Annotated in this window: 16 protein-coding genes; 8 read left to right on the top strand and 8 right to left on the bottom strand. The window is 61.9% G+C overall.

What is annotated here, in order from left to right:
* Positions 1 to 66 precede the first annotated feature (66 nt).
* From AC52Q4_RS08180 to AC52Q4_RS08160, 5 genes are all read left to right on the top strand, one after another.
* Positions 67 to 1,818, top strand: a complete 1,752-nt coding sequence (locus tag AC52Q4_RS08180; protein ID WP_495536307.1) for an assimilatory sulfite reductase (NADPH) flavoprotein subunit — start codon at positions 67 to 69, stop codon at positions 1,816 to 1,818.
* A 2-nt stretch (positions 1,819 to 1,820) separates the two neighbouring features.
* Positions 1,821 to 3,533: an assimilatory sulfite reductase (NADPH) hemoprotein subunit gene (cysI, locus tag AC52Q4_RS08175; RefSeq protein ID WP_495536306.1), complete on the top strand. Its 1,713-nt coding sequence runs from the start codon at positions 1,821 to 1,823 to the stop codon at positions 3,531 to 3,533.
* Between the two features lie 59 nt (positions 3,534 to 3,592).
* A complete protein-coding gene (locus tag AC52Q4_RS08170) occupies positions 3,593 to 5,383 on the top strand; it encodes an SLC13 family permease (RefSeq protein ID WP_495536305.1) in 1,791 nt (596 codons plus the stop codon).
* 219 nt (positions 5,384 to 5,602) lie between these two features.
* A complete protein-coding gene (locus AC52Q4_RS08165; RefSeq protein WP_495536304.1) occupies positions 5,603 to 6,169 on the top strand; it encodes a cyclin-dependent kinase inhibitor 3 family protein in 567 nt (188 codons plus the stop codon).
* Positions 6,170 to 6,239: 70 nt separating this feature from the next.
* Positions 6,240 to 7,679 (top strand): M20/M25/M40 family metallo-hydrolase, encoded by a 1,440-nt coding sequence (locus AC52Q4_RS08160; RefSeq protein ID WP_495536303.1) that lies wholly within the window; start codon positions 6,240 to 6,242, stop codon positions 7,677 to 7,679.
* On the opposite strand, the gene AC52Q4_RS08155 is transcribed toward AC52Q4_RS08160, so the two are convergent.
* Genes AC52Q4_RS08155 through AC52Q4_RS08135 form a run of 5 tightly spaced genes read right to left on the bottom strand, consistent with a single transcriptional unit; the run spans position 7,662 to position 13,222 of the window.
* Positions 7,662 to 8,150, bottom strand: a complete 489-nt coding sequence (locus tag AC52Q4_RS08155; RefSeq protein ID WP_495536302.1) for an LEA/WHy family protein — start codon at positions 8,148 to 8,150, stop codon at positions 7,662 to 7,664. The genes AC52Q4_RS08160 and AC52Q4_RS08155 overlap by 18 nt on opposite strands.
* 42 nt (positions 8,151 to 8,192) lie before the next feature.
* A complete protein-coding gene (locus tag AC52Q4_RS08150; protein ID WP_495536301.1) occupies positions 8,193 to 9,305 on the bottom strand; it encodes an ABC transporter permease in 1,113 nt (370 codons plus the stop codon).
* 7 nt (positions 9,306 to 9,312) lie between these two features.
* Entirely contained in the window at positions 9,313 to 10,458 is a 1,146-nt protein-coding gene (locus tag AC52Q4_RS08145) for an ABC transporter permease (RefSeq protein ID WP_495536300.1), read from the bottom strand.
* The gene (locus tag AC52Q4_RS08140) at positions 10,455 to 12,200 is read right to left on the bottom strand and encodes an ATP-binding cassette domain-containing protein (RefSeq protein WP_495536299.1); all 1,746 of its coding nucleotides are present in this window, start codon (positions 12,198 to 12,200) and stop codon (positions 10,455 to 10,457) included. Before AC52Q4_RS08140 ends, AC52Q4_RS08145 begins: the two co-directional genes overlap by 4 nt.
* A complete protein-coding gene (locus AC52Q4_RS08135) occupies positions 12,197 to 13,222 on the bottom strand; it encodes an HlyD family secretion protein (protein ID WP_495536298.1) in 1,026 nt (341 codons plus the stop codon). The genes AC52Q4_RS08140 and AC52Q4_RS08135 overlap by 4 nt, the downstream gene beginning before the upstream one ends.
* Before the next feature lie 286 nt (positions 13,223 to 13,508).
* Between AC52Q4_RS08135 and thiI the strand changes: the two genes are divergently transcribed.
* Complete coding sequence (gene thiI, locus AC52Q4_RS08130) at positions 13,509 to 14,765, top strand: tRNA uracil 4-sulfurtransferase ThiI (RefSeq protein ID WP_495536297.1); 1,257 nt, start codon at positions 13,509 to 13,511, stop codon at positions 14,763 to 14,765.
* Between the two features lie 118 nt (positions 14,766 to 14,883).
* On the opposite strand, the gene AC52Q4_RS08125 is transcribed toward thiI, so the two are convergent.
* Positions 14,884 to 15,267, bottom strand: coding sequence for a DUF423 domain-containing protein (locus AC52Q4_RS08125; RefSeq protein WP_495536296.1), 384 nt, complete (start codon positions 15,265 to 15,267; stop codon positions 14,884 to 14,886).
* Positions 15,268 to 15,635: 368 nt separating this feature from the next.
* Entirely contained in the window at positions 15,636 to 15,836 is a 201-nt protein-coding gene (locus tag AC52Q4_RS08120) for a hypothetical protein (RefSeq protein WP_495536295.1), read from the bottom strand.
* Here AC52Q4_RS08120 and AC52Q4_RS08115 point away from each other — a divergent pair.
* A complete protein-coding gene (locus AC52Q4_RS08115; protein ID WP_495536294.1) occupies positions 15,835 to 17,160 on the top strand; it encodes a sensor histidine kinase in 1,326 nt (441 codons plus the stop codon). The genes AC52Q4_RS08120 and AC52Q4_RS08115 overlap by 2 nt on opposite strands.
* A complete protein-coding gene (locus AC52Q4_RS08110; RefSeq protein WP_495536293.1) occupies positions 17,153 to 18,181 on the top strand; it encodes a response regulator in 1,029 nt (342 codons plus the stop codon). The genes AC52Q4_RS08115 and AC52Q4_RS08110 overlap by 8 nt, the downstream gene beginning before the upstream one ends.
* Here AC52Q4_RS08110 and AC52Q4_RS08105 read toward each other — a convergent pair.
* On the bottom strand, positions 18,178 to 18,711 hold a 534-nt coding region (locus AC52Q4_RS08105; protein ID WP_495536292.1), incomplete at its 5' end, for an aminotransferase class I/II-fold pyridoxal phosphate-dependent enzyme. The two genes, AC52Q4_RS08110 and AC52Q4_RS08105, sit on opposite strands and share 4 nt — an antisense overlap.

Genomic DNA, 18,711 nt, shown 5'->3' with positions numbered 1-18,711 from the left:
CCCTGGGCGGGGCCCGTGTTGTAAACTATTCGCCCGCTGCACGCGGAGCTGGCGGGGCAGCTAAATATGTTGCTTTCCCGGATACACCGCGTGCTGCTGCCGGGGATCCGGGGCTACCTCGCCGGGCTCGCGGCCGCCGGCGGGGGCGCCGCGAATGCCGTAGAGGCCGAAGCGACAACCACAGAGCCGCTGCCGGAAATCATCATCCTGTTCGGATCGGAAACGGGTAACGCCCAGGGCATTGCCGAGTTGGCCGCCGAGCGCGCCCAGCGCGTCGGTTTCCAGGCGAAAGTGGCCAATATGGCGGATTTTCGCAAGCCCGACCTGAAAAAGGCCGAGAATCTGATGGTCGTGGTGAGCACCCACGGCGAGGGGGATCCCCCCGATCCTGCCGAGGAATTCTACGAGCTGATGCACGGTCGCAAAGCCCCTTCCTTGAAAGGCAAGCGCTTCACCGTGCTCGCGCTGGGCGATTCCAGCTATGAGAATTTCTGCCAGACCGGACGCGATTTCGACTCCCGGCTGGAGGCCCTCGGCGCCGAACGCCTTCATCCGCGCGTCGATTGCGACGTCGACTTCGATGATCCCGCCTCGGAATGGATCGACAGCGCGCTGGAGAGCTTCGGCAAGCTCACCGGTGCCCAGCCGCGCCCGTCCAACGTCGTTGCCTTTTCGAGCCGCAGCCCGGAGAAAGCAGCTTGGTCGCGCAAAAACCCTTATCCGGCCACCGTGCTCGAAAACATCGTTCTAAACGGCCGTGGCTCGGATAAGGAGACACGCCACATTGAACTCTCGATCGAGGATTCCGGGCTCGCTTTCGAGCCTGGCGACTCCTTGGGGGTGGTACCTCAGAACAACCCCGCCTACGTCGAGCGGCTGGTCGAGACACTGGAACTGCAGACCGACGCCTCGGTGCTCATCGGTGACAGCCGCGCGCCTTTACAACAAGCACTCACGCAGCACTACGAGATTACGACCATTACCCGGCCTTTCCTCGAGCGTTACGCCGCGTTGGCAGAATCCAGCGCCCTGCAGGCGCTGTTGAGCGAAGACGCCAAAGCCGATCTGCGGGAATACATGTACGGGCGCCACATCCTGGACGTCATTCAGGACTATCCGGTCAAGGGGCTCGCCGCGGAGGATTTCATCGCCACGCTGCGCAAGCTGCCGCCACGATTGTATTCGATCGCCTCCAGCCATCGCGTCGCCCCAGACGAGGTGCATCTTACCGTAGCCACCGTGCGCTATCGCAGTCATGGCTTGGAACGCGAAGGCGTGGCCTCGACGTTTCTCGCGGATCGGGTTGCCGAGGGAGCGACCGTTCCGGTCTATGTGGACCACAACCCCAACTTCCGGCTGCCCACGGATCCGCAGGCACCGATCATCATGGTCGGGCCCGGCACGGGCGTCGCGCCCTTTCGCGCCTTTCTCGCCGAGCGCGAAGAGTTGGGCGCCACAGGCCGCAACTGGCTCTTTTTCGGCGACCGCCACTTCCTGAGTGACTTCCTTTATCAGACGGACTGGCTCAACTGGCGCAAGCGCGGCCTGCTCAACCGCATCGATGTCGCTTTCTCGCGCGATCAGGCGGAGAAGGTATACGTTCAGCACCGCATGCGTGAGAATGCCCGTGAGCTCTACGCCTGGCTTGAGGAAGGCGCCACGTTCTATGTCTGCGGCGATGGCGAGCGCATGGCCCACGATGTTCACCAGGCACTGCTCGACGTCGTACGCGAGCAAGGCGGGTTGAGTGAGGAGCGTGCGCTCGAGTACGTTCGACGCTTGCAGAAGGAGAAGCGTTACCAGAAGGACGTTTATTGATCATGACTGACCTCAGCCGACCACTCGAGGAACTCCACCCTAACGAACGGCTGAAGCACGACAGTGATCAGCTGCGGGGCACCCTGCGTGAGAGCCTGGCCGATCCGGTCACCGGCGCGGTCACCGACGCCGATACTCAGCTGACCAAATTCCACGGAATCTACCAGCAGGATGACCGCGAGCAGCGCAGCGAGCGGCGCAGGCAGAAGCTTGAGCCCTTCTATCAGTTCATGGTCCGTCTGCGCTTGCCCGGCGGCGTCTGCACCACCAAGCAGTGGCTGGCGCTCGACGAGCTTGCGCGACAATACGCCAATGGCAGACTGCGCTTGACCACCCGACAGACCTTTCAATTCCACGGCGTGCTCAAACGCCACCTCAAGGCGCATATCCAGGGCATCAACGCGACCCTGTTGGATACGATGGCGGCCTGCGGCGACGTCAATCGCAACGTCATTGCCACCGCGAATCCGCAACGCTCCCCGGTGCATCGGCAAGTCTACGACCTTGCGAATCGAATCAGCCAGCACCTGCGGCCCCGCTCACGCGCCTACTTCGAAATCTTTCTGGATGAGGAACGGGTCGCCGGCGGCGAACCCGAGGAGCCCAAATACGGGCGCACTTACCTGCCGCGCAAATTCAAAATCGCCTTGGCGGTACCGCCCGATAACGACGTTGATGTGTTCGCCCACGACCTGGGCTTCATTGCCATCACCGAGGGAGAGGAACTGGTAGGGTTCAATGTCACCGTCGGTGGTGGCATGGGAATGACTCACGGCGAGCCGAAGACGTTTCCAAGACTCGCCGACGTCATCGGCTTCTGCCATGTCGAACAGGTAATCGACGTGGCGGAGCAGGTCATGTGCGTGCAACGCGACTTCGGCGACCGCGCCGATCGCGGCCATGCGCGGTTCAAATACACCATCGAGGATCGTGGCCTGGATTGGTGCCGCAAGGAGCTGGAGCAACGGCTCGGTTACGCGCTGGCCGAGGCCCGGCCGTTCCATTTCGAAACCACGAACGATGCATACGGCTGGCAAAAAGGCAGCGACGGCAAATGGCATTTCACGCTGTTCGTCGAAAACGGACGGGTCGCGGACTATCCGGGCTATCCGTTGATGAGCGGGCTGCGCGAGATCGCCCAAGAGCACAAGGGTGATTACGCGCTCACCACCAATCAGAATCTCATCATTGCCGGCGTCAGCAACGCGCGTAAATCGAAGATTCAGTCACTGCTCGAAGCGCACGGCATGGTCGGCACTCGCCAGCAATCGGCACTGCGGCGCCATTCCATGGCCTGTGTCGCATTCCCCACCTGCGGGCTGGCGATGGCCGAGAGCGAGCGCTATCTCCCCGCTCTGATCGATAAGTTCGATGCCATAATGCACGAGGTCGGATTGGCGGACGACCCGATCGTTGTGCGAATGACCGGGTGCCCCAACGGATGTGCTCGACCCTATCTGGCCGAGATCGGTTTCGTCGGCAAGGCGCTTGGCAAATACAATGTCTATCTCGGAGCCAGCTTCCACGGCGATCGGATGAATCGTTTGTTCCGCGAGAACATCGGCGAGACCGAGATCATCGAATCGCTGGAGCCCTTGATTCGCGATTATGCGCAGCAGCGGCGGGAAGGGGAGCGCTTCGGAGACTTCGTCATCCGCGTGGGGGCAATCAAGCCGATGCTCGCCGGGCGCGATTTTCAGCAGCCAACGGCCTGACTCAAAGGATCCGGCCGCCCGTCGCGCGTGCAGCCAGGGCGGGCTGACAGGAAGGAAACGTGAGCTGGGAAGCATGGCTGACGATCAGTGTCGCCGTCGGTATTCTCTACGGTCTGCTCCGTAACCTGGCGTCCCCGATTTTTCTCCTCTTCGGTGGTCTGGCCGTTTTAATGACCGTTCAGGCGCTGACGGGCAGCGAGCACCTGCTGACCCCCAACGAGGCCGTGGCAGGCTTCGGCAACAGCGGCCTGGTGACGGTGGGGCTCTTGTTCGGCGTCGTGGCCGGGCTGGTTCATACCGGCGCCGTCATGCTGATCGCCGAACCTCTCCTGGGCCGACCGAAATCGCTATTCGGGGCTCAACTTCGACTACTCGTACCGGTCGCGACACTCAGCGCGTTCCTCAATAACACGCCTATCGTCGCCATGTTCCTGCCCGTGGTGGACGATCTGTGCAAACGCAGCCGCCTTCCGCCGTCGCGGCTTTTCATGCCGCTGAGCTTTGCGGCGATATTCGGCGGGACGTGCACGGTGATCGGCACCAGCACCAATCTGGTGGTAAACGGCCTGGTGCAAAGCCAGGCACACATTCCCGGGATCGCCCTGTTCGATCTCGCCTGGGTCGGCGTTCCGGCGGCCGTCCTCGGCTTGGCGTATATATTTTTGTTCAGCACCCGATTGCTGCCGGCACACCAGCCCGTGCTCAGCATTGACGACGATCCGCGCCGGTATACTGCTGAAGTCATCGTCGAGCCCGGCGGCCCGTTGATCGGCAAGACCATCGAACAGGCGGGGCTACGCCATCTGCCCGGCCTGTTCCTGGTCGAGATCGAGCGGAACGGCCAGGTACTGCCGGCGGTCGGACCCACCGAAACACTGCGCAGCAACGATCGTCTCGTTTTCGTCGGCGTCGTGGAATCAGTCGTCGACCTGCACCGTATGCGCGGAATTCAGCCGGCGACCAACCAGGTGTTCCGTTTGCGCGAACCACGCTCCGAGCGGGTCATGGTGGAAGCCGTGGTCTCCAATGAATGCCCTCTCGTCGGCAAAAGCATTCGCGAGGGGCGTTTCCGTGCCGAATACAATGCGGCCGTCATCGCGGTGGCACGGGGTGGGCGCCATCTCAAGGGCAAGATCGGTGAAATCGTGCTGCTCGCAGGAGATACGCTGCTGTTGGAGACCCATCCGAACTTTCTTCAGCGTCAGCGCAATGCGCGCGATTTCTTCTTGGTCTCCCGGGTAGAGAACAGCACCCCGCGCCGGCACGAGAAAGCCGGCCTCGCCCTGGCCATACTTGCCGGCATGGTCGGTTTAGCCGCCTCCGGGGTGCTGAGCATGCTCAATGCAGCACTGCTTGCGGCAGGCTGCATGGTTGTGACGGGCTGTGCCACCGGAGCCGAGGTCCGGCGAAGCTTCGATTGGTCGGTGCTACTCGTTATCGGTGCCGCGCTCGGTATTGGGCAGGCCTTGGACAAAAGCGGCGCCGCAACGACTCTGGCAGCGTGGCTCATCCAATTGGCCGGTGGTCACCCCTGGCTCGTCCTGCTGGCGGTGTTTGCCATCACCTCACTGTTCACCGAAATGATCACCAACAATGCCGCGGCGGTTCTGGTCTTTCCGATCGCCATGTCGGCAGCGAGTACGCTCGGTGTGAACTTAACCCCATTTGTGATTGTCATTATGATTGCGGCATCGGCGAGCTTTTCCACGCCGTTGGGCTACCAAACCAACATGATGGTCTATGGTCCCGGTGGTTACCGCGCGCTGGATTATCTGCGATTCGGATTGCCGTTGAATTTTTTGATGATGGTGACCACCGTCGGCCTGGCTCCGCTGGTGTGGCCTTTCTAAGAGCCGGGGATCCGGCTTTTTTGCAAGAGTTATCGTCGTCCGATTAACGGTGCTGCGAATAGACCGCCGACGGGTGTATGCTGCAGTGCAGCAGCACATTTCAATCAGTCCAGGGATGCCGGCTGAGTTTGCCTGTGGACGAATACGCTGCGGCTTTCGCCGCGCGGACACAGTCGTTCAGGATCAATCAAGACGACCTTATGGCGTAGTAGGAACCCCATGTACAAGCCTCTGTGTATCGATGCCCTGCATCTATCGAGCGGCGGGCGTATCGGCATGACCGCGTGCCCCGGCCGTTGGCGACTGGTCGGAAATCTCGGTGTTGAGCACAACGGCCTGGAGCAGGATCTTGCGGCGATACGCGCCTGGGGGGCCACCGCTGTGCTCAGCCTGATGGAACAGGACGAGTTCGAATCACTGGGAATAACGGCAATCGGCCAGTACACGCAGCGCCTGGGCATGGTCTGGTATCATCTGCCGATTGTTGATTTCCAGGCACCCGGTCCCGCCTTTGAGCAGCGCTGGGATGCCTGCGGGCCAAACATTCTCGCGCGATTGCGCAAAGGCGAGCGGATCATGATCCACTGCCTGGCAGGCCTGGGGCGCACGGGCACCGTAGCAGCACGCATTCTCGTCGAGCTTGGCGCACCCTCGGGCGCAGCGATCGATCATGTCCGCGAAGCGCGTCCGGGCGCCATCCAGAGCCCACAGCAAGAACGCTATGTCCTGGAGCGGCGCTGGTGGCACAGCGTGACCCCCATTCCTCTCCCTGTGCCCTTGGATTGAAACGCCGGGCCGCTAGGCACTACCATCCGCCGAGCGGAATCGGATACCGCGGGGCATTAGGGTGCAGCATATGGCCGGGCTCGATCCACGCGTGACGCGAGAGCACATCGCCGACCTTTGGCAGCAAAGCATCGTTGATCGATTGTCCGATTACGTGCGCATCCCTGCGCAATCCCCGCATTTCGACCCCGATTGGTCTCGCCACGGTCATATCGACGAGGCGATAGCGCTCGCCGAGGCTTGGTGTCGGGAGCAGCCCGTGGCGCCGATGAGCGTTGAGGTCGTTCGCCTGGAAGGTCGCACCCCGGTATTGCTGGTCGAGATTCCGGGAAGCGGAACGGGCAGCGCGCTGCTTTACGGTCATCTGGACAAACAGCCGGAGATGGTCGGATGGGACGCGGATAAGGGCCCCTGGAAACCGGTGCTGACGGGCGAGCGACTTTACGGGCGCGGCGCGGCCGATGACGGCTATGCGGTGTTCGCCTCACTGGCCGCTTTGCGCGTATTACAGGAACAGGGTATCGAGCACGGTCGGTGCATGATCCTCATCGAGACATGTGAGGAAAGCGGCAGCTATGACCTGCCCTATTACATCGATGCGCTCGGCGACCGCCTAGGCCAACCCGATCTGGTGATCTGCCTGGATTCCGGTTGCGGCAGCTACGATCGATTGTGGCTGACGACCTCGCTGCGCGGCCTGGTCGCGGGCAATTTGAACGTGGACGTCCTCACGGAGGGGGTGCACTCGGGGGACGCAAGTGGCATCGTGCCTTGCAGCTTCAGGTTTATCCGCCAGTTGCTCGCACGCCTCGAAGATGCCGACAGCGGGCGCATTCTTCCTCGCGGCCTACACGCCGAGATCCCACGGCAGCGGCGTGAGCAAGCCTGCCGCGCTGGCGAGCTTCTCGGCGAGCGGGTTTTCGATCGGTTTCCATTCGTGGTCGGTGCCCAGCCCAGTGACGAAGATCCCGTGCAGCTGATCCTCAACCGTACCTGGCGACCGGCATTGGCCGTCACGGGTGCGAGCGGGCTGCCCGCGCTAACCGAGGCCGGCAATGTACTGCGACCCGCGACCCGCTTGCGGCTGTCTTTACGGCTGCCGCCTACCGTCGCTGGCGAAACGGCCAGCGAGGTGCTTCAAGGGCTGCTGGAGGCGGACCCCCCGGCGGGTTGCCAAGTGCGCTTTGACGCTACGCAGGCAACCACCGGGTGGAACGCGCCAGCGCAATCCCAATGGCTAAGCGATGCGCTCGAACAGGCATCGGCGGATTACTTCGGGCAGCCCGCCGCGTACATGGGAGAAGGGGGCAGTATTCCATTCATGGCAATGCTGGGAGAGCGCTTCCCGCACGCCCAGTTTCTAATCACCGGCGTTTTGGGCCCTCACGCCAATGCGCATGGACCCAACGAGTTTCTGCATCTGCCGAGCGCCCAACGGCTAACGGCATGTGTGGCGGCCGTGCTCGCCGCCCTGCCTCGTCAGACGCCCGCCTCACTCGGGCACTCGTGAGCTGCCGGGCTCATGCAACGAAATTCTGCCGCTGTACTCGAACGGCAGGCTGATCGGCGCGTTGGCGAGCTGAATCCGTCCCTTCAGCCGATAGTCGAAGTTCTGCGCATGCTGCTCTTCCCAGCGATGCAACTGCGCGAGCGTGCCAAGTAAATCGGTCACCACGCTGACCTGCAGGATTTGCTCGCCGTAGGCGGGAATAGTCGCTTTCCGGTTGTTGACTCCGTGAGCGAACTCCGCGCCGTTCACATCCAGCGTGTAGCTCATTCCCTCGATCGGCAGCTCGAAGCGATTTGGATTTTGCACCCGCAGCGCCAACAGGTAGCGTTGCTCGAAGACGCCCAGATCAAGCAGGCGGATGCCGGCCAGGGCGACGCGCGGCGGGTCCGGGTAACGGTAGAGTCCGGCGCAACCTGCCGCACCCAAAGCCAGAACCAGCGCGAGCCCGGTCAAGACTAGGCGCAATTGCATGTCAAAGGCATTCCTTTCTCGCCCCATGTCGCGCAGGTGAGTTCAATAGAGGCGTCGCCGAAACATCCAGCCCGCCAACGTAAGGTTCGCCAATCCGATGAGCAATAAGGGCCAGAGCTGACCGAGCAGCAGGCCGAACGAGGCTCCCTCCAGGAAAACGCCGCGCAGGATCACAATGAAATAGCGCAATGGATTGAGCAGGGTCAAGTACTGCACGGCCTCGGGCATATTGGCGATCGGAGTCGCAAATCCCGAGAGGATCACCGAGGGCACGATAAACAGGAACGAGCCGAGCAAGCCTTGCTGCAGCGTCACCGCCAACGAAGAGATCGCCAGACCGATACCGATGGTGGCGAGTAGAAACAAGCCCATCCCGATGTAGAGCACTGTGAGCTGCCCAATAAGCGGTACCTGAAACCAATACACGGCAATGAGTACGATCAACGTTCCCGCGGCCAAGCCGATGAAAAAACCCGGCAGCGCCTTGCCGATCAGAATCTCCACAGGACGCATGGGTGTCATCAGCAGCTGATCGAAGGTGCCGTTCTCGCGTTCGCGGGCGACGGACAGCCCGGTGACCAGCATCGCCACTACCTGCAGAAGCAGTCCGACGATACCCGGCACGACGAACCAGCGACTTTCCAGATTGGGGTTGAACCAGGCCCGGGTGACGAGTCGAGCCAACGGCGCTTGCCAACCGGGATGCTCGGCGATCCAGTGATCGTTGAACTCAGCCACGATCTCGCGCGCGTAACTCTGCGCGACCATCGCCGTGTTGGAATTGCGGCCATCAACGATCAGCTGCACCGGCGCCGGTTCATGCTTTAGCAGTTGCGCAGAGAACCGCGGCCCGATATGCACCACCAACAGCAGATCCCCCCGATCGATTCGAGCACGCGCCTGATCCAGGCTATCGATGCGCACGCCCTCGGCAAACGTCGGCGAGCCTGCGAAGCGCGCCAGCAGACTCCGCGCCGGTGCCGCGTGATCCTCGAGATAGACACCATACCGAATATGACTCAAATCCAATGTCGCGGCATAACCGAATATCACCGTCTGCACGATGGGCGGGACCACCAGAACCGCCCGGCTGGCCGGATCCTTCAGGAGAGCAAGGAACTCCTTGAGCATTAAGTGGAAGATGCGCTGCCACATAGGCGTATCAATCGAGCCGCTTGCGCGAGCGGCGCAGCGTGATCCCGATCAAAATTGTGGCCATGAGCGCAAGCGCCAAGGTGTCGGCGAGTATGACCGCCCAAACGTTGCCGGCGAGAAAAAGGGTCTGCAGAGAAGAGACAAAATAGCGCGCGGGCACGATATAAGTCAGCAGGCGGATCGGGCCGACCATGCTATGGATATCGAAGATGAACCCGGAGAGGAGAAAGGCAGGCAGGAAGCTGCTCACAATCGCGGCTTGTCCCGCAACAAACTGGCTTCGGCTACTCACCGATATCACCAGCCCCATGCCCAGCGCTGCCAGCATGAAAACGGCCGAGACGACAAACAGAACCCAAATGCTGCCCCGCAGCGGCACGTCGAACAGCCATAACGCCATGACCACCGAAAGCGCCATTCCGCCCATACCGAGAAAAAAGTAAGGCAGGAGCTTGCCGAGCAGCATCTCGCCGATGGTAACCGGGGTCACCATCAATGCCTCCATGGTGCCCCGCTCCCATTCGCGGGCTATCACCAGCGCGGTCAACATCGCACCGATCAGCGTCATGATGACCGCGATCAGCCCAGGCACAAGGTAATTGCGACTGCGGACGTTGGGATTGAACCAGATCCGAGGGATCAACTCCACGGCTTGCGCGCCCGCTTTTCCGTGGCGCTCGGCCCGCTGTGCCAGCCAGCGGCCCAACCCCCCTTCGATGTAACCGCGCACGATCCGCGCGGTGTTGGCATCGACGCCATTGAGGAGTACCTGAATCGCCGCGCCGCCTCCGGCCTGCAATTCATCCGCAAAACGCGCCCGCAAATGAATGACGGCGTCGACTCGGTGGGTGCGCAGAGCGCGCTTGCCGGTGTGCATATCAGGCAACTGCGTGACGTTCAAATAGGTCGACCCCCGCAAGCTGCCCGCGAAATCGGCCGTCACGCTGCTGGGCTGATCGATCACCAGCGCCACCGGAACATTGCGCGCGTTCAGTGACACGCCGTATCCGAAGAGCAGCAGCAATACCACAGGCATCACGAAGGCGATCGCGATGCTGCTCGGATCCCGCACGATCTGGAGTAATTCTTTGCGTAGCAGCCCCCACAGCCGCCCCACGCGATCCGACCGCCACAGCATGTACGATTCGATCACCCGGCCTCCTGTTGGGGCGAGTCGATCAGCGCGATGAAGGCTTCTTCCATGCTGGGCAAAACCTCGGCGGTGCCTGCTACCTGACGCTTGATCGACTCCGGTGTACCGAGGGCGAGCAGCTCGCCGCCGGCCATCACCACCAGGCGGTCACAATAATCCGCCTCTTCCATAAAGTGGGTGGTCACCAGCACCGTCACTCCACACTCCGCCAAGGCGTTGATCAACTCCCAGAACTCGCGCCGCGCCAGTGGATCCACCCCGGAGGTCGGTTCATCGAGGAACAAAATTTCGGGCTGATGCAGCAAGGCGGCGGCAAGCGCCAAACGCTGTTTGAAGCCCAGTGACAGTGCCTCGGCATCGACGTTTGCGAGCGCGCGCAGCTCAAAACCGTCCAGGGCCCAATCCACCCGCTCGCGCCGCTCCCAGCCACGCAGATTGTAGGCACTTGCGAAAAAACGCAGATTCTGCAATACGGTCAATTGCCCGTAGAGAGCGAAGCTCTGCGAGACATAGCCGATGCGCTCCCGCGCGGCTGCCGTGGCCCGGCGCAGATCGACGCCCGCCACGCTGAGCTCCCCGGAGGACGGCGGCAAAAGCCCGCAAAGCATGCGAAATGTGGTGGATTTCCCGGCGCCGTTCGCCCCGAGCAGTCCAAAGATCTCACCCCGATGGACCTCAAAGCTAAGTTCGCGCACGGCATGAAAATCACCGAAGCGGCGCCCCAAGGCATTGACTCGAATCATCGTCTCCGGGGCGGCCGCGGACTCTGCCGTCGTCCAGCCGCTGGCGGTCGCCTGCCATCGGGGGCGTACCGCTCGGAACTCGGCGACGAAGGCGTCCTCGAAGCGCGGGGGAAGCCGATCCAGCGTGAGCTCCGGCATTCCAGCGCGCTCTCTGAGTACCTCCGGGGTCACGCCCTGATCGGTAACAACCCGCAGCCATTCGCGCTCTATGACCGCATCAAGCACGCCCGGCGTGTGCACGAGTCGCCGCTGTAACCCGCGACGGTGCATCGCGTTCATGCTGGCCGCGTAGCCGCGGCCCTCCATGCGGGCGCACAAGGCCCTGGGCTCCCCGTGAGTGAGGATACGGCCGTTGTCCAGCACGTACACATACCGGCAGCGCTCGGCTTCGTCCATATATGCGGTGGTAAGCAGTACGGTGGTCTGTTCTTGCTCTACCAGGCGGAAGACGATTTGCCAGAGCTCCCGACGCGACACCGGATCCACGCCGACGGTAGGCTCATCGAGGAGCAACAACTCCTTGGGCTGCACCAGCGCGCAGGCGAGCCCGAGCTTTTGCTTCATGCCCCCGGAGAGATTGCTGGCGAGCCGACGCTGAAACGCGCCCAGCCCCGTCAATCGCATCAGATCGTCATAGCGCGCAGCCCGCTGCGCCGAGGCAACGCCCTGCAAATCCGCGTAAAGGTCCAGATTCTCGCGAACCGTCAAATCCGTGTACAAACCGAAGCGTTGGGGCATGTAGGCAATTCGGGACTGAATCGCCAGCGCCTGCTCTCGAGTACTCAGTCCCAGTACATGAATCTCGCCGGAATCAGGCAGCAGCAATCCGGCAGCCAGGCGCATGAACGTCGTTTTGCCCGCCCCGTCCGGGCCGATGAGTCCCGTCACTCCACCACGGGAGAGATCAAGATTCACCGCGGCGAGCGCCGTGATACGCCGACGCCCGGCGCGGAACACGCGGGTGACCTCGCGCGCCTTTACGATCGGCCGCTCCGTCATTGCTGATTCTGACAGACGTCACTCGCCTTGGCGGCATTCTCACCCCGCGGAACAACCACGGTCGCGGGCATCCCGAGTCGCAGCTCCCCGCGTGCGTCACACACGTTGATGCGGACTTGGTACACCAAATCCGTGCGGACCTCGGGGGTTTCGACCGACTTGGGAGTGAATTCAGCGGTTGGCGAGATATAGCCGACCCAGCCTTTGTAGGCCTGCTCCGGTTGCGTGTCGGTGAAGATCTCGGCCGCCATGCCAGGGCGCAAACTGCCCAACTCCGTCTCCGGCACATAGGCGCGCACCCAGCGCGGTTGGTTAAGGGCAAGCGTGTAGACAGGCACCTCAGGCGTCGCCATGTCACCCGGCTCCAAGATACGGGTGCGAACAATGCCCGGCTGCGGAGCACGCAAGACCGTGTCGTCCAGATCGTGCTGGGCGAGATCGAGCTCGGCCTGCGCCATCTGGAGCTTGCCGCGCGCTTGCGCGATCTCCTCCTCACGTGGTCCCGCCAACGCCAAGGCAAGGGATTTGCGAGCCGCCTCCAGCCTGCCCTGCGCTGCCTGGGCTTCCGATTTGGCATCGTCCACATCCTGAGGCGAAACGGCGTTTTTCGATGCCATATCGCGCAAGCGATGATAACGCCGCCAGGCGTTTTTCGCTTCCGCCTTTGACGCTGCCACCTCCGCGCGGGCCCGCTCGATCTCCTCCGGCCGCGTACCGGCTTCCAGCTCCGCCAGTGTCTGCTCCGCAACCGTCATCTGGCCGCGCAGCCGATCCACCGCATGCTGATGACGTTCCGGCTGCAAGCGAGCCAACGCCTGGCCGGCCTGCACACGCTCGCCTTCCGTCGCCATCAGCTTCGCCACGCGGCCGCTCACCTCGAAGGCAAGTTGCGCCTCGCGGATATCAACGTTGCCATAAAGCGTCAAAGCCTCATCGCCACGGTTCGCTGCGGCATTCACATACCACCAGGACCCCACAGCAGCGGCAAGCGTTAACACGGCGCCGAGAGCTAAAATTCTCATAATCCTCATGCATGCGCTCCTGCATCCGACCCTCGCAGGATTCCGGATGAAACGGGCAATGGGACAGCGTAGCGCCTTTTCAGCAAACCGATTGATGAATCGATCACGGGCCGATACCCCTGACCGAGGGCCGCGGCCGGGTCGATGGCCCGCAGCCAAACCGTCTCCACCTGAGATACAGCGCCGGAGACGCTATAATAAAATATTTGCTTTGCGTGACCAGAGACGCGCCCACGGGCGTGGCCAGCGCGGGGCGTCTCCCTTATACCACCACACATGGGTACTCATGCTGGAAAGGCGGATCCTACTCAATTACGCCGAAGTTGCCCTCAAAGGCCAAAACCGCCACCACTTCGAGCTTCAGCTGCGTCGAAACATCAAGCATCGTCTGCTGCGCCGCGGCATTCACTGGCCGGTACACCGCGGCCACAAGCGCATCACGGTGCGCGTTCCACAAACATCGGACGCCGATGTCGACGCGATCGCCGATCTGTTGCGGGAAGTGGCGGGTATCGCCTCGGTCGCGGCGGCCGTTTTCTTGCCGCGTGACACCCTCGGCTGGCCTGGCGAGTCCCCGCAGCTCCATCGCATCGAGGAACTCGTGGTGGACATGGCCCGCAAGCGCTGGCGTGCCGAAGCGAACTTCGCCGTGCGTGTCAATCGCGGTGACAAGGGCTTTCCCCTGCGCTCCGATGAGCTCGCCCGCCGGCTGGGCACCGCAATCGTCGAGCACACGCGATGGTCGCGCGTCGACCTCTCCCGCCCCGATCAGCGCTTCCACGTCGACATCTATCCGGAGGGAATATACGTCTACGACGGGCGCTTTCGAGGTCTGGGCGGACTGCCCGTGTTCACCGCCGGCCCCGTCTTGAGCCTGCTTTCCGGCGGCATCGACTCGCCAGTCGCGGCTTACCTCATGGCCAAACGAGGCTGCCAGGTGGATTTCCTGCATTTGACCGCCACGCACATCAGCGCTGAGCGGTTGCACGAGAATCTGGTCGCCCGCATTGCGCAGAGGCTGAGCATCTACACCCTGCGCTCGCGGCTTTTTCTCGTGCCCTATACGCACTTCGATATCGCGCTGATGGAACAGCCCTCCACCGGCTTTGAAATGATTCTCTTCCGTCGCTTCATGGCGCGCATCGGCACGCGGATCGTCGAGCGCGAGAAAGGCCATGCTCTGGTGGTCGGCGACAGCCTCGGTCAAGTGGCCTCGCAGACGCTGGAGAATATCGTCACTCACTCACGGGCAACCGTCCTGCCGATCCTGCGGCCGCTGATCGGAATGGACAAGCAGGAAATCGTCAGTTGCGCGCGCGAGATCGGTACCTACAGTTTATCGACCGAACCGTACAAGGACTGCTGCGCTCTGCTCAGCTCTCATCCCCGAACCAAATCCTACCCGGAACAGCTCAATAAACTCGAGGCACGGCTGTTCCCGAACTATGAAACGCTGATCGAGCGGACCCTCGCCGAAATGCAAACCGTGACCTTCGACACCGGCGAGGTGCTCGAGACACAGGCACGGGCATACACGGCCTGACCTTCACCGCGACCGAACGGCCGCGCAAGCCCGCACGCACCCCAACGCTGCATGCCCGTGGCGGCCCCCGGTCTTTGTCCGAGGCTGGATCAAACCCGCACAGGTCACTGCGCAGCCGTCAGCGCCAGCCCCGCCAGACGCCCCAGGCGAACAGCAGCCAGGACAGCATGAACAGCGCACCGCCCAATGGCGTTACCGCACCGAGCCAACGCGCTCCCGTCAAGACCAATGCATAGAGGCTGCCGGAGAAGAGTGCAATACCGAGCAGCATCAACCATCCGGCGCCTGCCGCGACAACGACCGCTGCAGTCATCCGCGGCAACACCAGCCCCACCGCGAGCAGGCCGAGGGCATGAACGAGGTGATACTCTACGGCGGTATGCCAGACTTGAAGCATTTCCGCCGGCACGCGCGCGCGCAGCGCATGCGCACCGAATGCTCCCAGAGCGACACCCGCGAAAAGACCCAGGCTGCCGAGGATCACAAACAACTTGCCGTGCATCTAAGGGTTCCGTTTTGCGTCGTTGCAATTGTTCTGCGCAGCGCGCGCGGCGCGATACGCGGGCCAGCTTTCTCCGCGGCAGCCCGCCACGATATGCTCCTTCGCCGAGCCGAACCTGAGACCGACCCGCGCGAACCGACCGGGTGTCTTGCCGGCGCGTCCACGCACGCCCACAGGGTCCGGTTCATCAAACCCTCCAGCATACATGTCGGGTATCGCGCGCGCCGAGAATTCAGCGGCGAGCACCGCACGGACGGTTCCAGGTAACCGCATCACAGAGCGTAGCGACGGTAAATGCGATGACACGCCCACGCTTCCCCCGTATCCTTAATCGTGGAGAATTGTGTCAGCTTATCGGTAAAAGGGCATCATTCCGAGCTAACCGTCGCGGCAAGCTCCGGCAGACCCCGGATTTGCGCGCGCAGGAGCGAAGTCAGTGCCACTTGGGAAGCAGTCGTGACCACTGTGAGGATACGGCTGAAATCCAGCAGGCGATGCAGCAACGCCCAGGCGTAGCAGCGGCGCATGGCATATCGATTGCGACCCGACACGCCGCTAGAGCCAGTCATGGCGAATAGGATCCGTATTTGCCTGAATCGCCTGCATGCCCGACTCAGTTCGGCGCTCGCACAGGGGGTTCGCCAGACGGAGCCGAATCTCGTTCCCATCGGCATGGTCGGCGTAATCGGATTTCCTTTGTATTACTTCATCTGGCACGACTGGTTCCCGCAACCCTACGAAAATCTCGGGCTGCGGCTCATCGGGGCGATGCTGTTCCTACCCTACCTGTTTCTGCGGCGCTGGCCGGAGCATTGGCGTGCCTCCCTGGGCTTGTATTGGTTCTTTACCATGCTCTATGCCCTGCCGTTTTTCTTCACTTTCATGCTGCTGAAAAATGGCATGTCCGATGTATGGCACACCTCAACCATGGCAAGCCTGATCCTGCTCGTACTGCTGGTGCAGGAATGGTTATTGCTCAGTCTGCTCTTTATCGGTGGGACCATGCTCGCCTGGCTTGCCCACATCGCAACCGGCGGGCATGTGACTCTTCCCACCGACTACCTAGCACAACTGCCGATTTATCTGTTCGTGCTGATTACCGGTAGCATCGTCAACTACAAGGCAACCCTGGTGAGCCAGGAGCGCCTTGACGCCATGCTCTCGGTAAGCCGCAACATCGCTCACGAACTGCGCACACCCCTGCTGGGCATACGCAGCGGCGTTGGGGGGCTGCGGCGTTACCTGCCGCGCCTGCTCGAGGCTTACGATCGCGCGCGGGAAGCGGGGCTTTGCATACCGGCGATGCGCCGTAGTCACAGGCGTGCCCTGGAATCCGTGTTGGATCACATCGAAAATGAGACCAATTACTCGAATACGATAATCGACATGCTGCTTATAAACGCCGGGCGGCACCGAATGGACGCCTCGGAGTACACTGTTACGCCCATGAGCGAGTGTGTGGCCATTGCATTGAAGCGCTATCCCTTCCGCTCCCAAGCAGAGCGCGCGCGAGTACATTGGCGTTCGGGCGAGGATTTCCTGTTCCGCGGCTCACCTTTGCTCGTCATCCACGTCATTTTCAATTTATTGCGCAACGCGCTGTATTTCATTGCCGAAGCCGGCCGTGGTGAGGTCACGATCTGGACCGATCGCGACGGCGCGAACGGGGTTTTGCACGTTTTGGATACCGGCACCGGGATTCACCCGGAGGTGCTGCCTCATATCTACAACCGCTTCTATTCGTCGCGCGCCGCGGACCACGGAGCCGGCATCGGGCTGGCGTTCTGCAAAATGGTCATGGAAAGTTTTGGCGGCGCCATCCATTGCAACACAGAATACGGCAAATACACTGAGTTCATGCTGACTTTTCCAGGAGTGAGCCATCATGGATGACAAGTCGATCCCCCCCTACCGCTTCCCCTCGACCGTGCTTGTCATCGACGATGACGCGACGTTTCTCACCAATCTCAGCCTTGAGCTCGACGAGGGGCTGGCCTACCGCCTATTCGACTCGCCGCAGCTGGCCCTGGAGCATCTGCAGCGATGCGAGAGCCGCGTGCCGCCTTACCAACGCTGTTTCTATCAGCACCGGGAAGCGGTCGGCTGGCCCATGCGCAATCACTTCCTGCGTGTGGATATCGCCGCGTTAGAGGAGGCGGTCACCGATCCCAATCGCTTTTCCGAGGTTTCGGTAGTGGTCGTCGACTATGCCATGCCCGGCATGGACGGGTTGGAGTTTTGCCGGCGAATCCGCAACCCGAACATCAAAAAGATTCTCTTCACAGGGGTCGGTGACGAGAAGGTCGCTGTGGAAGGCTTCAATCAGGGACTCATTGACCGCTTCATTCGCAAAAGCTGGCAAAATGTCGCGGACGATCTGAACCAAAGCATCAAAGAACTTCAGGCGCAACATTTTCAGGACGCCTCAAAATTGCTCCAGCAGTCGATCGACGGCGACGAGGCCGCGTTTCTCAAAGACCCGGTTTTCATCTACCACTTCGAGCGCCTGTGTGAGGAATACCGGCTGGTCGAGCATTATTACGTCGCCGAACCGAGCGGTTTTCTGCTGATCACCGATAGCGGTCGACCGTATCGGCTAGTCGTGCTCACCGAGGAAGACTTGCAGGTACACCAGGAGATCATCCGCGACCAAGGCGGCCCGGTCGCATTGCTGGAGAGGCTTGCCAGCGGCAGCGCCGTACCCTACTTCTGGCGCTCGGCGGGATATTACCGCCCGGAGTGCCTCGATTGGGAGGATTTCCTTTATCCCGCCAAGACGCTGCAGGGGACGCGGCGGTATTACCTCGCGCTGATCGACGAGCCGCCATTGTATCGCTGGCTCGGCTGGCAGATCGCGAGCTACCGTTCGTTTCTGGACGAATTGGATGCGACGCTCGAGCTCCCTCCCGTCTAGCAGGCTGTCCGCGGCTCATCGACTGGCGCGCGTTCGCCGGCTTGCCAGCGAACGAGCGGCGATCCGCGCGGCTTGCGCCGGGTGGACGCCCAACTCTCCAGATCCACTTCTTGGCGAATCGCCGCGCAGGTGGTAACAATCCGATGCAGCTGAGAATCGGCCAACCCGGCATTGACCGAGAATCGAACCATCGAACGGTTGCTCGTCGTCGCCGGAGCACAGAATACCGAGCCGAAGATTCCTCTCGATTCCAAAGCGTCCCGCAGCACGATGGTTCGCGGCTCCGGACCCGACTCGAGGGCAATGATTTGCGATCGACTCTCTAAGTTGTACCCGAGCCGCTTGAGCTCATTGCGCAAATATTGGGCATTGCTGTGTCGCCGCTGCCGACGCCAGTCCTCCCGGCGCCTCCACTCCAATGCGGCACGCAGACCGGCGACTTCGGGCGGGAGGAGCGTGGAGCTCAAGATGGCCGGACGCGCGGTGCCCCGGCAGTCGGCGGCGTCGCGGGGCGTAGAGGTCATCGGGCC

The organism is Nitrococcus sp. (assembly GCF_059432795.1).
Note: the sequence above shows the minus strand (reverse complement) of the source record. Positions and strands in the feature narration are given on the sequence as shown.